The organism is Erythrobacter sp. JB1-4 (genome assembly GCF_057365025.1).
This window is the reverse complement of sequence record NZ_CP200292.1, coordinates 1,837,086-1,851,098: the sequence shown is the minus strand read 5'-3', so window position 1 is coordinate 1,851,098 and position 14,013 is coordinate 1,837,086. Positions and strand designations below refer to the sequence as shown.

Sequence of the window (14,013 nt, the reverse complement as noted above, 5' to 3'; positions counted from 1 at the left end):
TTAGACCTTAATCCTAAGTGCCATGGTCCTTGAACCGCAATCGCTTGCGGACTTGCTCAAGGACCATGGCCTTGAGATCTTTGGGAGCAATCAAGATTGCTCCGGCCAAAACAACACAGGCAATCGAGGTTCCCGTCAAAGCCTTTATCAAGAGTCCAGGAACAAGGCCTGTCAATGCCATCGCAGCCACGAGGCCGAACACAGCCGGGACCTGCGTGATCCAGAAATTGCGGTTCCCGAAGCCGGATTTGTGCACCAGGAAGCATGCTTCAATGCTACGTCTGAACAGGAATGCACCAACTACTCCCATCAGGCCATAAGTGTTGGCGCAATAGAGAAGCAGAGCGAGATACGGGAGAACAGTCGCAAACTGGAACTTTGCGACAAGGTCACCGCGCTCTTGCGATTGCAAGAATACTGCCATCGTTTGCCCAATAGCGGTCACGTAGAAGGCGCAAAGAAGCCAAGTCCCAACGCGTATGGAACGAGGGTCAAGATTGCTGCCTAACCAAAGCTGTAGCAGGGGCTCCATCAAAAAGATCAGACCAACGATCATTGGTGCAAAACAGGCTGACATTACAATCGAATAAAAGAACGCCATTCGTCTTGCTCTATCCCCTTGAGCGACAGAAAGTCTCGGGAACAGGACCTTCACTAGTGATTGCGGAATCAACTGCAAACGGCTGATAACCTGAAATGGTATGGTGTACGCCGCCACTGCGACTGCGCCCAACTGAGCGCCGATAACCATACGATCCATCGTCAGGAGTAGGGGGGCTACGATTGCTGTAGCGATGATCCAAAAGCCAAATTGCAAAAGGGACTTGGAGCGCATCCAGCTCAGCTTGGCTTCTTGCCCGCGCAATTGTGACCGCCACAAATCCAAGAGCAACAAAGCGAGCCCAAGGCAGTAAGCTGTCAAGCTGGCCCAAAGGAGCACAACCATGCTTGGCCCGAAGGCATGGGCAAACAGCAAAGCCAGTAGAGGTAGCCCGCCATTACTTACCATCAAAGCAAGCGATGCGCTGGGGAAGCGCTCTTTGCCAATCAATGCGCCGTAGACGGATCGCGAGACGCCGCTCACAAAGCTTGCCGCCCCAATAAGCCAGATTGATGCAATCAGTTCAGCGCGAACAGTTTCGCTGACCTCAAAAAACTGCCCAAAAAAGACGAACGCAATGATGCTAGCGACGATTGCTGTCGCTGGGCTAACTACCACTGCAGTAGCGAGACCCGTCACCATGGTGTCGCGAGACGCCTGATGGTCAGACGCGGCGCGGGCTACAGCGTGGGTGATAGCGGTTCCCACGCCGTCAAGGATATGCGCGGAGTAAATCAGAATGAGCCAGCATAGGGCCAATGCCCCATAGCGCTCTGCCCCAATAATACCGAGCAAGAACGGCAGGGTTAAGATCGTCACAAGGACAGGAAAGATGCTTCCTGCCATTGAGAAAAGGCTGTTTCGAGCGAGCATGGTAAGTGGCTGAACTCTTCGCCTATCGCCGGTTTTGAGCCGGTGATGAACCTTGCGCTGTTTGTTGTGGGCCCGGGGTTGCTTCGACAGGCATGGGCCGCCGCATCGAAGCCGGCGCCCTTCTGGATTGAGTAACCGCAATCATACAAGACGTCGTCACTCCAAGCGTGATCATGAAGTACACATTCGCTTCAGAGAAGAAGGTCACCGTCATCGAAATGAACACCAAAATAGCCATCATCATGTTCAAGCTGATAACAAAATTGCGATCGGCTCGAGGCAAAAAGGCAGCGCTTCGCCCCAAGGTGAACATGACAATCGCAACCGCAATCGCGAAGAGTACCGGTGTGATCAGGCCGAAACGCAAAGCAAGCAACAAGAAGTGGGCATCGATAGCATCTGTCAACCAAGCTGGCTTATCATGAATGGCAAAGCCGATCCCGAATAGAGGATTGTCCATGACCGTCTCTCCGCCATACTTCCACTGCATACGGCGGATGTAGGCAGTCGCAGGATTGAGTGTGAAGCGGCCCACCACCCCGACAATACCGCCTTGAAGAGCGATCTCAGCGAGCATGCCATAAAAGGCTAAACCGGCCGCAACAAAAGGCCAGCGCAGAGGACGAAGTAACGGGAGAAAGCGGTCAAACAGGACCATTCCGATACCCAATGCCAATGCAATAAAGGTTGCAGATGACAGGGAGAAAAACGCGGCAGCTGACGCCACAATTCCAGCATACATTGCACGCGAACGGATCCCGCTCATTAGATAGAGAGGAAGCAAACTTGCCAGCACAACACCGCCAAGAATGGGGAAGGAAAACACGCTGTAAGCGCGCAGGAGGCCAATTCGGGTCTCATAGAGAAGGTTGAGGTTCCCTTGCGCAGAACCTGCTTCATAGCTCACCGCACTACCGAAAATCGAGCTGAAGAATGGACGGACGATAAGTTGGCCGGACAAACTCTCGAGGGCAAACATGCTTGCTGCGAAAAGGAGTCCTGGAATAATCAAAATTAACACGCGGCGCAGATCATTAAGGCTGGAGACAGAGCCACGGGCGATCAAATACCCTCCAAATGTATCGAGCACGATGGCAAGCGAACGCACCAACCCTTCCGTTGGCCCATAAAGCCGGACGAAAGAGATCATCATCCAAATACAGCCAATAGCCACCAAAAGATCGACCCTGTTAAGGGAGCCCGATCTGCGCGGGGCCAAATAGATAAGCAAAGGAATCGCCGCAATGATCGCAATCCGGTAGGCGTAAAGATTGAGGCCCGCGACAACGACCTTCACCTCAATTGGCAACAGCAGGAACGAATAGATCACAAAGACCAAAGGGATGACCTGCAGGGTCGGGTTTGCCGCGCGTTGGTATGTCTGGCGCATCGGCCGAATTGGCCGGGGCGGAGGGATACGCCGAAGATCGCTTGGTGTTGTCATGCGATGTTCCTCAACGACCCTTACTTTGCGCTGTGCCCTGCCGCATGCGAGCACGCCGCCGCTTGGTCAACAAGCCAGCGAAGAATGCTGACTTCTTTACCAGCCGAAGGATTGTTCGTTTTGCCTCGAAACGCAAGTCCCGCGTCGGCGCTGTATCATCAAGAAGCACAGCATCGATTGTGGCCTGTGAAAGCTCATTGGGTGAACCGTGCCGCGCCTTGAGGCTTTCAGCCAGTTCTTCAAACCCACTCAATGCCCGCGAAATAGCCTCTGCCCGGCTAGCAGACCGGTCATTTTCCATCGCATTCGCAAAGGTCTTCGAAATATCAGGAATATCCATCGACATACCGTAATCTATGCCTGCTGCCAGAAGGGTCTGGCGATGTTTTCCGTTGCCTTTGCCCTTGCCGACATAACCTGCAAATGGAGCACCAAAAGAGGCGGCGGTGACACAGGCATGTAGGGAGCTCGTGATAACACCCCCGCTCATACCCAACATGGCAGCGGTCGCGATTATGTCCTTACTTTCAAAAGGGGCAAGGTGCACTTTCTCCTCATCGATACCCAGCTCGATCAAAATTGACCGGGCGGTTTCCAAAGTGTGCCTGTCGTCCATGAAGTGACATACCGGCACCATGAGAATTGGCATCGCATGACTTTTCGCGGTCGAATAAACTTGCTCGCACCAATCGCGCAGATCATTCTTGAGGTAAGGTGACGAAATGTGAGCGGCAAGATAGCCACCCGGCGTGTAACCTTGTGGTAGCCATCGCTTAAGCTCAGTTAGCCAGTCCTCGTCGCTCTTCATGGTCGAAAGCGCGAAAACAGGGTCCACCATTACCGGAAACTGATTGCCCAACCTGTTTGCAGTGATCTCGTCGCGTACGCATACCTTTGTGGCAGACAACAAAGCCTGCGAAATTGAGCTTGGCGCCTCTAGGTGTGCTTGGGGCATCCCGACACAGTGCACGTAAAAATCGGTAATGCCTTTCGACGCCGCCACTGTTGGGCCCAACCAAAGACGAGCAAACGCGCTAAGAGTGGATGTTGGAAAGTTAAAAGTTCCCGCAGAATGACCAAGCCACAATGTCTCGCCCCCGCAAAGGATAAGAGCGTCTTCTGCAAAATCTATCTTTGAAAGTTTCTCAGGCAGCGGTTTTATTGGCCCATAATCCATGATCTGGGCGGCCTGGGCTAAGGGGGAATAGTAACTGAACTCAAGGCCCTGCATTCGTTTTTGAAGCAGGTGCTGATAGACCACTGGAAATAGGCAATCGCCATAATTGGCGACATCGAACGTGCCGACAAAGCCGATCTTTTTAGGCGCTGAGGCGATCTCAGGATTCATCGTCAATGTGCTTATCCTAGATACCAGCCGGGCCGCGTTTTGGGCAAAATTGGCGGCCTGAGACCCGCAGGGCCTTTCCTCAGCCTATTGGTAGTTGCGCTCGCCCACATCTGCTGCTTGCTTGCCTTTTGCATCGCGCCCGCGTGCTTTTTGAACAAGCGAGAGGACTGGTTCTGGCAGGTTGCTGCGGAGCTTCTGTTTGATACCGCCCCAAGTGAGATTACCACGCTCAAGATCAAACAGCTCCCAATCATGCGGCGGGAGGTCACCCACATCTTTGTACCAAAGGTTACCGTAAAGCTGCGTGCGCTGACCCGCCAAATGGTCGTAATGCGCGCGCACTGCGTGCATGGTGTCGTTTCCAGGCGCGAAGAGCACGATGGAATTGTTTTCCGGCTGGGTCTTCACATCGTTACACCAATCCCACGGGATCCAGCAGCGTTCTGTGTCCACATTGGCATCCCAAAACTCGCGAACGCGCTTATGCTCGTCTTTAAGGGTCAGATAATGCGTATGGTGGTCAAGCGCCTCGGAACCCTCGTGCGGGTTGATATTGACCATAAACGTAGCCGCTTTGCGCCGAATATCGGGATGCGGGCTGATCTCATAGCCGTCGAGATATTTTTGAATACCGTTATCGGTCTTGCAGCGACCAAAATCGAGATCGAATTTGTCAGCCAGTGCCTTGTTGAACGCATCGCTTGAGAGGAATTCAATTAGGTCGTTGAGGATCGGCGTCTCGGGGCCATAGAGCCTCAACGTAATGCCAAACCCTTCGCACGCCGAGCTATGATATCGGTCAGTTTTGCCCGTCTTGTGCCAGTCGATATAGTCCTGCTTATCGGTGATACAGCCAGGAAATTCGATGATCTTATAGCCAGCACCATCCAAGGTCTCAAACAGCTCTTCATCGCTATTCACGGCTGGCAGGTTGATTTCAGGGGAGCCAACGATGGCCGCGAAATCTTCCGGCTTTAGAAATTCCGTAATGTAGACATGGCGAAAAGGGTCCGCGGCAAAGGGCGCGTCTGCAATCCGGTCGAGCAAGTAATCAAAACGTGACATGGTACGTGGCCTTCAAAATCCCGGGTGAGTATACCGCCTCATCTCCTCGCTGACTATGGGCAATCCCGGTCAGCTGCATAGGAGCCCATTAAATATCGAGCGGAAGCTGGTTGTCGGTTTCCAGAATATAATCGTTAAAGCGCGGATGATTGAAATCCGCGAAGTTATATAACCGGTGGTGCCACGGCTGCGCAGGCGCATAATGGTATTCCATATGGCGCAAAGGCGAGAGTGCGCGCGAGCCTTTGTTGGCAGCATTGAAGTCATCAATCGCAAGCGGCATTCCCATGCCAATACCAATTGGCGCCAAGTCATGTCCTGTGATGTCATCGAAATAACACTGAATGCGCGGCAAACGGTATTCGCTGGGAACATCGAAGATTTTCAGCGCGTCCATTGTCGACGAATAGTAGTCAACGTCGAAGGCCGCTGCGCCAATTGGCGCTGGATTGAACTTCTCCACGAAGTCCGTGGTGGTCTCTGACACATCACCGATCACCAATTTGGCGGTCGTCAAACGCGCATCGAGGGCTGCCCGATCCATTTTATAGTGAGCGCTCTGCCAGAAGAATGCGACATCGCGGTAATCGCGGGGGGCGGCAAACCGCCGCCTGTGTCAAAGCCGTAGATCTCAAAAGAAACGCCCGTGATTTGGCTCACCCGCTTAGCGTGCTCCTCAAGGCTCAAAAGGCCGTTACCACCCGCAACGCCGAATTCAAGCAGGCTGATGCGGTCAATCTTGAGCCGCTTTGCAAGGTCCGCGGCCCAATAAACGATATAGCCATAATGCGGCCGCTCAATCGCGCGGTATTTGATCAGCTTAGGGTAATCATTGCCCGCTCTTGCCGCGTTGAACGCATTGCGAAGTGCGCGGGCTGTCGATTTCAACATTGTTAGCTCCTGTGAAGCGAAATTCAGTGTGTTTGCAAAAGTGGCCGCCACCACTTTTCATTATCAAGATACCAGCGCAGGGTCTGGCGAAGGCCCTCATCAAAGCTGCGCGTTGCGGCATAACCAAGCTCACCGCGCGCCTTTGTCTCATCAATAGCATACCGGCGATCATGACCAGCACGGTCGGTCACAAAGGTCTTGAGCGTCTCGCTCTTCTGACCCTTGGCGGCTGGCGCATCAGGATAACGATCAGCAAGCCCGTCCACTTCCTCAAAGGCCAAATCAACCTCGCGGCAGATTGCCGCAATCACTTCAAGATTGGGCAGCTCTGCCCCGCCTCCGATATTGTAGGTTTCGCCGGGTACGCCTTTTTCAAGGCACGCCTCAATCCCACGGCAATGGTCCTCAACATGCAACCAATCGCGTACATTCATCCCATCGCCGTATATGGGCAAGTTCTTGTCCGACAAAGCATTGAGCAAGAACAAGGGGATCAGCTTTTCGGGATATTGATACGGCCCATAATTGTTCGAGCAATTGCTGGTAGTGACGTTCAAACCATAAGTGTGGTGGTAGGCGCGTACCAGATGGTCCGACGCGGCTTTCGAAGCCGAATAGGGTGAGTTCGGCGCGTAGGCAGTCGTCTCGCTAAACGCGGGGTCTTGGGGACCGAGCGACCCGTAAACCTCATCGGTCGAGATGTGATGGAAACGGTGGTCTTTGCCATCACCATCAAGCCAAACCGCCCGCGCCGCCTTCAAGAGCGAGTTGGTGCCAAGGATGTTGGTGTCGATAAACGCATCGGGCCCTGTGATAGAGCGGTCCACATGGCTTTCCGCCGCAAAGTGCACAATGGTGCTGATATCGCGCTCACGCAGGAGCTTTTCGGCCAATTCCTGATCGCGAATATCGCCTTCGATAAGCTCCGCCGAGGGTGCGCCCTCAATGGTTGAGGCATTGCCCGCATAGGTGAGCGCATCGAGCACGATCACATGATCGTCCGGGTGATGCGCATTCCAATAATGCACGAAGTTGCCGCCTATAAACCCGGCGCCGCCAGTGACCAGCAGATTAGCCAAGAGCTTTTTCCTCTTTCAGCATGGTTCGCAAATTCTCGCGCCATGGCGTGTGTGTGTCACCAAGAACCGCGCGCGTGGCGCTGCTATCAAGCAACGAAAATGCAGGGCGCGCGGCAGGTGTCGGGTAGTCTGATGTTGTGATCGGCTTGATCGTCGGGATACTCCCGATCAGGCCCAACTCATGCGCTTCTTCGGCGATGGCGACCGCAAAATCATACCAGCTGGCCTCGCCCGCATCGCTGTGGTGGAAAGTTCCGGACGCATCTTTGGCAAGCAAACCCCAGATCGTCTCAGCCAAGCCTGTCGCCCAGGTGGGCGCGCCTACCTGATCGGCAACCACTCCCAGCTCGTCACGCTCGTTCATAAGGCGGATCATCGTGCGCACGAAATTTGCACCGCCTGCGGCATAGACCCAGGCCGTCCGCACAAGGATATCGATATCTCGAACATGATCTTCACCAGCCGCTTTGGTGCGGCCATAGGCACTGATCGGGGCGCGTGCATCACCCGGCTGGTACGCGGCTTTAGAGGTTCCATCGAATACGAAATCGGTCGAGACGTGCACAAGCTTGCCGCCCGTTTGCCCCATGGCATCCGCCATAACGGCCACTGCGCCTGAATTGATCGCAAGGGCCAAGTCCTCTTCGTCTTCGGCCTTATCAACTGCGGTGTAGGCGGCTGCGTTGATGATCACCTCAGGACCTTCAACCGCAAGCCGCGCAGTCAGCATCGCGCTGTCAGTGAGGTCTACATCATCGACATCAATTGCCGTAATATCCGCGTGCTCCGGGGCCGTCGCTTGAAGCGCCCTGCCCAATTGCCCACCAGCCCCTGTAATCAGAACCCTCATCAAAACACCGCCACATCTGCAAGCGCCAGACCCTTAGCGTCTTTGTCAGAGATGATCGGATCAAGGGAGGAGACCGGCCATTCAATCCTAACAGATGGGTCATCCCAAGCCAGCGTATGCTCTGAGGCAGGGGCGTAAGGCGCGGTGCATTTGTAGAGAAAATCGGTGTCGTCAGCGAGGGTCAGAAAGCCGTGCGCAAAGCCCTCTGGCACAAAGAACATGCGCTTGTTTTCAGCTGAAAGCTCAACGCCTGCCCATTTTCCAAACGTGGGCGAGCTTTTGCGCAGATCGACCGCGACATCGAAGACCGCGCCATTGGTCACGCGCACCAGCTTTCCTTGCGGACCAGGATTTTGGAAATGCAGTCCCCGCAGCACCCCTTTTTGCGAGCGGCTGTGGTTGTCCTGAACAAAGGTTAGGTTGAGCCCAGCCTCTTTGAACGCAGCTTCATTCCATGTCTCCATGAAAAACCCGCGTTCATCCCCGAACACGCGCGGCTCGAAAATCAGGAGGCCATCAATTTGGGTCTCAACAATGTTCACGGCAAAACCGGCTTTTCCAAAAGCGCGAGAAGGTACTCGCCGTAACCCGATTTGCGCAAAGGTTCAGCAATCTCAGCAAGCTGCGCATCGCTGATAAAGCCCTGTCGCCATGCAATTTCTTCAGGACAGGCAATCTTAAGACCCTGCCGCTCTTCTGTAATGCGCACATAGGTCGCGGCATCCAAAAGCGAGGCGTGCGTGCCCGTATCAAGCCAGGCAAACCCGCGCCCCATAATCTCAACCGACATCGAACCTTCGTCGAGATAAAGGCGGTTGAGATCAGTGATTTCCAGTTCGCCGCGCGGTGATGGTTTCAGATCGCGCGCCCGGTCCACGACCGTTTCGTCATAGAAATAAAGGCCGGTGACCGCGTAGTTGGATTTGGGCTCTTTCGGCTTTTCCTCGATAGAGATCGCCTTACCCGATGGATCAAACTCTACCACGCCAAATGCCTCTGGATCGGTCACGCGATAGGCAAAAACACTCGCCCCCTCATCCCTCGCATTGGCGCTTTGCAAAATGTCGGGAAGACCGTGCCCGTAGAAAATATTGTCGCCCAAAATCAGCGCGCTTGGCCCCCCTGACACAAAGTCTGCGCCGATGTGAAAGGCTTGCGCGAGGCCCTCGGGCTTGGGCTGCTGCGCGTAGGAGAGGTTTACCCCAAAATCCGATCCATCGCCGAGCACACGCTGAAACTGGGCTGCATCCTCAGGTGTTGTGATGATCAAAATATCCTGAATTCCGGCGAGCATCAAAGTGCTCAGCGGATAATAGATCATCGGCTTATCGAAGATCGGCATCAGCTGTTTGGAGACACCTTTTGTCAGCGGATAAAGCCGCGTGCCCGATCCCCCTGCGAGGATTATTCCCTTGCGCGGTTTTGTCACGTTGATTGCCCTGATTGTCCCTAACCCAAAAGCTGAAATTGTGCTTTGCAGCATGCCTATGAGGGGTCAAGGCTTAATGTCTCTCACAAGGCGCATGATGTCCCGCGGGAGGTCGCTTACCATGCTATCGCTGGTAAATCTGTAAGCTTTGTCGCAAAGGGAGACACCTGCGGAGGCGAGCAGGCAGATTTAGGGACCAAACTGATACCACTCATGAGCGATGCAGCTTCCATTGATGAGTTCCTAGCAGGGGCGCTTCGGGCCGTGCGCGGCGGAAATTGCGCCTCTTGGATGTCTGACGAAGCTAGCCAATGGGATCAGGTCTGGGCGCGCATTGAATACCACGGCGTCGCATTCCTGCTTAGCACCCACATTGATAAGCTGCGCGAATGGCCAACACAATTGCTTGAGCGCATGACGGAGGAGGCGCGTCTGATCGCTCTATGGGAAACCACCCATCACAAAGCGATTTCACGCGTGATCGAAGAGTTAGATTCAGCGGGTGTTGAGGCGGTTTTGATGAAAGGCACAGCTCTCGCCTATTCACTCCACGAGGAACCGGCGACACGCAGGCGCGGCGATACAGATTTGCTTGTGCGACCCAAAGACCATCAAAAGACCCGGTCCATCCTCCAGTCACTCGGCTGGTATCGCAAAGAGGATCCTCACGGTTTGTATTACCAAGAAGGGTGGCTTTTCGATTCAGCTGGTTTCTTTGTGCATTCAATCGATCTTCATTGGGAGCCCTCAGACCGGCCAGTGCTTCAAGGCATTCTGCCGCTTGATGCATTTTTTGAAGATGTGAGAGATCTTCCTCGCCTGCATCCCGCAGCACGCAGACCTGATCCAGCTCTCATGATCCTCCATGCGACAATCAACCAAAAATGGCACGCGCTACATGGTTACCACTCTGAAAGTGGCAGATTGTCTAGCCCAAGGCGGCTTATCTGGTCTGTTGATTTGGATTTGTTGTGTCAAAGCATGGCAGATGACGACTGGCGAAGGCTCGTTCAGCATTGCACCTCACATGGTGTTGGCGCGCTGGTCGCAGAGGCGCTGCGCGGAGTGGAGAGTGATCTGGCCAATGAGGTTCCCGCCGACGTTCTGGCCTCACTCGAAGCCACGCCCCTGAACGCGACCCTATCGAAATACTTCGCCAATCCCGATAGTTTGACCCAGTTCTGGATTGACCTGAGAGCGGCTGACTCTTTTGACAAGAAAAGCCGTCTGCTTTCAACTCGTGCCTTTCCTCCGCGTGAGCACCTTTTGGAAAAGTATCCCGCAGCCGAAAATTGGCCGACCCCATTTCTTCAATTTCGCATGTTGTTAGAGACCGCGGCGCGCGCATTTCGCAAGGTAGGCTCGCGGTGAGCGTCGGCTTTTGGCTTGATTGGGCAAAGCGTTTTCGCTGGCAGCTTGCTGGGATAAGCGCCCTCACGCTGCTGAGTTCTGTTGCCACTCTTGCTGTCCCTTGGCTGGCAGCACAGGCTCTGGGCGGCGTTGTGACATCATCGCTAAGCGCGCCTGACTTGAGCCGGACATTATTAATCCTGGTCGTGGTGCTCGCATTGCTGACTGGACTGAACATTGCCGCAGCCATCCAATCAGAACGGGCATCAACCCGCATCCTTACTGATCTTCGCAAGCGGATATACGAGCACGTGCAGATCATGCCGCTTTCCTTCCACGACGAGCAACGTTCTGGAGACGTTTTGGCTCTGACCTCCTACGAAGTCGGCAATTTGAGCGACTTTTTGGCAAGCACTCTTGCCAATGCCCCTGCAATCCTACTCACCACCCTTGGTGCGATCGCGATCCTTTACTGGATAGATCCGGTGATGGCGCTCATTGTCCCACTGCTCGTCCCAGCTTTTGCAGTCATGATCAGGCTTACAGGGCGCCAGTTGCGAGGCCTTTCCGGCAAAGTTCGCGCCGCCGAAGTCGAATTGGTTGCAATTGCCGAGCGCGATTTAGAGATCCTCCCGGCGATCAAGGCTTTTGCAACTGAAGAACATCACCGTGCAGCCTTCGGTAAAGCAGCAGAGACAGCAAGAGAATACGCCCTCAAACAAGCGCAGCTCAAGGCCATAATCGGACCGCTCATGGCATTGATCGCAGCGCTTGCGGCAATCGGCGTTCTTGTCATCGGCAGCGGATATCTGAGCGGCGAAGCATCATCTGCATCAGAAGTGTTCGCATTTCTCCTATACGCAGCGCTTCTCACCCGGCCCGCAGGCGCTTTGGCGAGCATGTATTCCTCATATCAAATGGCTCGCGGGACACTTGCGCGGCTTGAGACTGTTTTTGCGTTTCAGCCTGAGACCGGCCACGACGGCGGCAAACGGATCGAGCGCGCAAAAGGCGCAATCACCTTCAAGGACGTAAGCTTTAGCTACCCCGGTCGCCCCTGTGTTCTCGACAATCTCAACCTCACAATTGCTGCAGGAGAAACCCTTGCTGTCACCGGCGAAAACGGTGTCGGCAAGTCCACTCTGGTGAGGCTTTTGCTGCGATTTTATGAGCCTCAGTCTGGACAAATTACCCTTGATGGCACCGGCCTTCATGAATTTCAGGTCCAACAATTTAGACGCCAATTTGGCTATGTCCCACAGCGCGCGCTTCTGTTTAACGGTTCAATCGCAGACAACATCGCCTTCGGGCAGGAAACCGAAGACCGCGAAGCTCGAATTGCAGAAGCTGCAAGGCTCGCCCAGGTTGATCGTTTCTTAGCCGACCTTCCAGACGGACTTGATACTGAAATTGGCGATCACGGTGTCAAACTATCAGGTGGGCAGCGTCAGCGGATTGCTCTTGCAAGGGCTCTCTTCCGCGATCCGCCAATACTGATCTTGGATGAAGCAACAAGCATGTACGACCTCGAAAGCGAGGCGGCCTTTATTGAGGAATGCGTCAACGTGCTACAAGACCGGACCGTCATCTTGATAACCCATCGTCCCGCAAGCCTGTCGCTAGCGGACCGAGTTATCAAGTTAAGTCCATCAGGCGTGACTATGAGCGCCTAATCCCAGATCGCGCCTAAGATGCTTCGCTTGAGATCAGCTCTTGATCTTTCAGCTGAGCGGCAAGAGCCGTTAAATCTGCTTCGATCTGATCGCGCGGTGCATCGAATTCGTTTTCAATATGATCGCACAATTCGCTGAGTTTGCGCGGGGTATCTGAAAGCAGCTCCCAAACTCGTCCACCGACGGCGTCCAAGCCAAAATACTGGCCCGAGTTCAGATCAAGAAGCACAAGCTCTCCGCCCACTTCACGGGTGACGACATCGTCCGACACCGTAATTTGATCAGTGAGTTGCATTATTGTACCTCAATCAAGCCCTTAACTTCAGGTCGAAAGACCAGAGTAGGCCTTAAGCACGGCCTCTCTCACCCGCGGCAACTCGTCATACTCGCGGGTAAAGTCAAGGGCATAACAGGCAATGTCCTGAGACAGGTCAGCCATGCGCGTGAAGTGACCTTTAAGCCGCGCCTTGTCCGTTACATCGAGAATGAAAGCATGAGGCATCAGCGCGCTTAAGGCTTCTTGATTTGACAATCGGCGGATCGACAAAGCCGCACTGTGATCGGTCCCCAGCAAGTATATCTGGCGCAGTGGCGCGTGTGTTTTCGCAAAAGGAAGCGCGGCTCCGGCCTCCACGTCCTGTTTCATATTATCGTCTTCAAAAGCGGTGTCTTCACCAAGCAGAAAACGCGCACTGTCTGCAAACAACCTGAGCTTGGAGCGTTTGGGCTGGAGCCAATAGCGGTCCTCGTCTCGTCTCAAGTCAATCACGTCTTCAGTCAGGAAAGGGTAACCGGCACGAGCAAATGAACCTGCGAGCGTCGTTTTGCCACCCCTCGAAAGTCCGAGAAAAGCGATGACGCCCTCATCTTGGGGATTGGACCCAATGGCGGGAAGCATGACAGCGCTGCCATGCAAAAAGAGCCCGCCGCTATGATTTCCAAGTATGGGCTCTATCGCGTTGTGAAACAGATTGGTCAGGGTTTGGAAGTCACAGTCAGGCACCGGACAACCGGTGATTTTGAAGCTGTCGCCATCTGGCGTGAGGCGAAAGTCAGCTTGGCGGGGAAAGCGGACTAGAAAATCTGCTCCATCGCGATGAAACTCGGCCATACATACGCCGGCAGGCGAAACCCAGCGATCATACGGTTCGCTTGGCAATTCCATTTGATGGCAGGCGGTTTGGCTTTCCCAGTTCATGACAATCGCTCTAACCGCAACCGGGTTGATACTCTATGCTTAGTCCCGCCCCTCTTGATCGCGCGTGCAGCATGATCTTCGCCTTGAGCCCAAATTTCGATACAATTTGTTGCATTTTTACCGCGATATTCGAGCTTATTATGCTGCATTGCATCATCCTGGTGTTGCCGAATGCGGCAAAACTAGGTGCGAATCATTAAGGATGATTCTTG

14 protein-coding genes are annotated in these 14,013 nt (G+C 54.1%); 2 read left to right on the top strand and 12 right to left on the bottom strand.

The genetic code is table 11. The features are described 5' to 3' along the window. Positions 1 to 13 precede the first annotated feature (13 nt). From AC0V61_RS08635 to rfbA, 10 genes are all read right to left on the bottom strand, one after another. Positions 14 to 1,474 carry an oligosaccharide flippase family protein gene (locus tag AC0V61_RS08635; RefSeq protein WP_486156842.1) on the bottom strand — a complete coding sequence of 487 codons (1,461 nt, stop codon included), beginning with the start codon at positions 1,472 to 1,474 and terminating at the stop codon, positions 14 to 16. Between the two features lie 22 nt (positions 1,475 to 1,496). Continuing rightward, on the bottom strand, positions 1,497 to 2,582 hold the full coding sequence (locus AC0V61_RS08630) for an O-antigen ligase family protein (protein ID WP_486156841.1): 1,086 nt from the start codon (positions 2,580 to 2,582) through the stop codon (positions 1,497 to 1,499). Between the two features lie 346 nt (positions 2,583 to 2,928). Beyond that, positions 2,929 to 4,266 (bottom strand): polysaccharide pyruvyl transferase family protein, encoded by a 1,338-nt coding sequence (locus tag AC0V61_RS08625; protein WP_486159507.1) that lies wholly within the window; start codon positions 4,264 to 4,266, stop codon positions 2,929 to 2,931. Between the two features lie 84 nt (positions 4,267 to 4,350). Further along, complete coding sequence (locus tag AC0V61_RS08620) at positions 4,351 to 5,331, bottom strand: hypothetical protein (RefSeq protein ID WP_486156840.1); 981 nt, start codon at positions 5,329 to 5,331, stop codon at positions 4,351 to 4,353. A gap of 88 nt (positions 5,332 to 5,419) precedes the next feature. After that, on the bottom strand, positions 5,420 to 5,875 hold the full coding sequence (locus AC0V61_RS08615) for a hypothetical protein (RefSeq protein ID WP_486156839.1): 456 nt from the start codon (positions 5,873 to 5,875) through the stop codon (positions 5,420 to 5,422). Beyond that, on the bottom strand, positions 5,845 to 6,222 hold the full coding sequence (locus AC0V61_RS08610; protein ID WP_486156838.1) for a hypothetical protein: 378 nt from the start codon (positions 6,220 to 6,222) through the stop codon (positions 5,845 to 5,847). The genes AC0V61_RS08615 and AC0V61_RS08610 overlap by 31 nt, the downstream gene beginning before the upstream one ends. 23 nt (positions 6,223 to 6,245) lie before the next feature. Further along, positions 6,246 to 7,301, bottom strand: coding sequence for a dTDP-glucose 4,6-dehydratase (gene rfbB, locus AC0V61_RS08605; protein WP_486156837.1), 1,056 nt, complete (start codon positions 7,299 to 7,301; stop codon positions 6,246 to 6,248). Then, on the bottom strand, positions 7,294 to 8,151 hold the full coding sequence (gene rfbD, locus AC0V61_RS08600) for a dTDP-4-dehydrorhamnose reductase (RefSeq protein ID WP_486156836.1): 858 nt from the start codon (positions 8,149 to 8,151) through the stop codon (positions 7,294 to 7,296). The genes rfbB and rfbD overlap by 8 nt, the downstream gene beginning before the upstream one ends. Beyond that, positions 8,151 to 8,693, bottom strand: a complete 543-nt coding sequence (gene rfbC, locus AC0V61_RS08595; protein ID WP_486156835.1) for a dTDP-4-dehydrorhamnose 3,5-epimerase — start codon at positions 8,691 to 8,693, stop codon at positions 8,151 to 8,153. The genes rfbD and rfbC overlap by 1 nt, the downstream gene beginning before the upstream one ends. Next, complete coding sequence (gene rfbA, locus AC0V61_RS08590) at positions 8,690 to 9,580, bottom strand: glucose-1-phosphate thymidylyltransferase RfbA (protein WP_486156834.1); 891 nt, start codon at positions 9,578 to 9,580, stop codon at positions 8,690 to 8,692. Before rfbA ends, rfbC begins: the two co-directional genes overlap by 4 nt. A gap of 213 nt (positions 9,581 to 9,793) precedes the next feature. Here rfbA and AC0V61_RS08585 point away from each other — a divergent pair, with 213 nt between their 5' ends. After that, complete coding sequence (locus AC0V61_RS08585; protein ID WP_486156833.1) at positions 9,794 to 10,951, top strand: nucleotidyltransferase family protein; 1,158 nt, start codon at positions 9,794 to 9,796, stop codon at positions 10,949 to 10,951. Further along, positions 10,948 to 12,603 carry an ABC transporter ATP-binding protein gene (locus AC0V61_RS08580; RefSeq protein ID WP_486156832.1) on the top strand — a complete coding sequence of 552 codons (1,656 nt, stop codon included), beginning with the start codon at positions 10,948 to 10,950 and terminating at the stop codon, positions 12,601 to 12,603. The genes AC0V61_RS08585 and AC0V61_RS08580 overlap by 4 nt, the downstream gene beginning before the upstream one ends. Before the next feature lie 13 nt (positions 12,604 to 12,616). Here AC0V61_RS08580 and AC0V61_RS08575 read toward each other — a convergent pair whose 3' ends face one another. Both AC0V61_RS08575 and AC0V61_RS08570 read right to left on the bottom strand, forming a co-directional pair. Beyond that, positions 12,617 to 12,898 (bottom strand): PqqD family protein, encoded by a 282-nt coding sequence (locus tag AC0V61_RS08575; RefSeq protein WP_486156831.1) that lies wholly within the window; start codon positions 12,896 to 12,898, stop codon positions 12,617 to 12,619. Between the two features lie 27 nt (positions 12,899 to 12,925). Further along, on the bottom strand, positions 12,926 to 13,801 hold the full coding sequence (locus AC0V61_RS08570; RefSeq protein WP_486156830.1) for a hypothetical protein: 876 nt from the start codon (positions 13,799 to 13,801) through the stop codon (positions 12,926 to 12,928). Between the last annotated feature and the right edge of the window lie 212 nt (positions 13,802 to 14,013).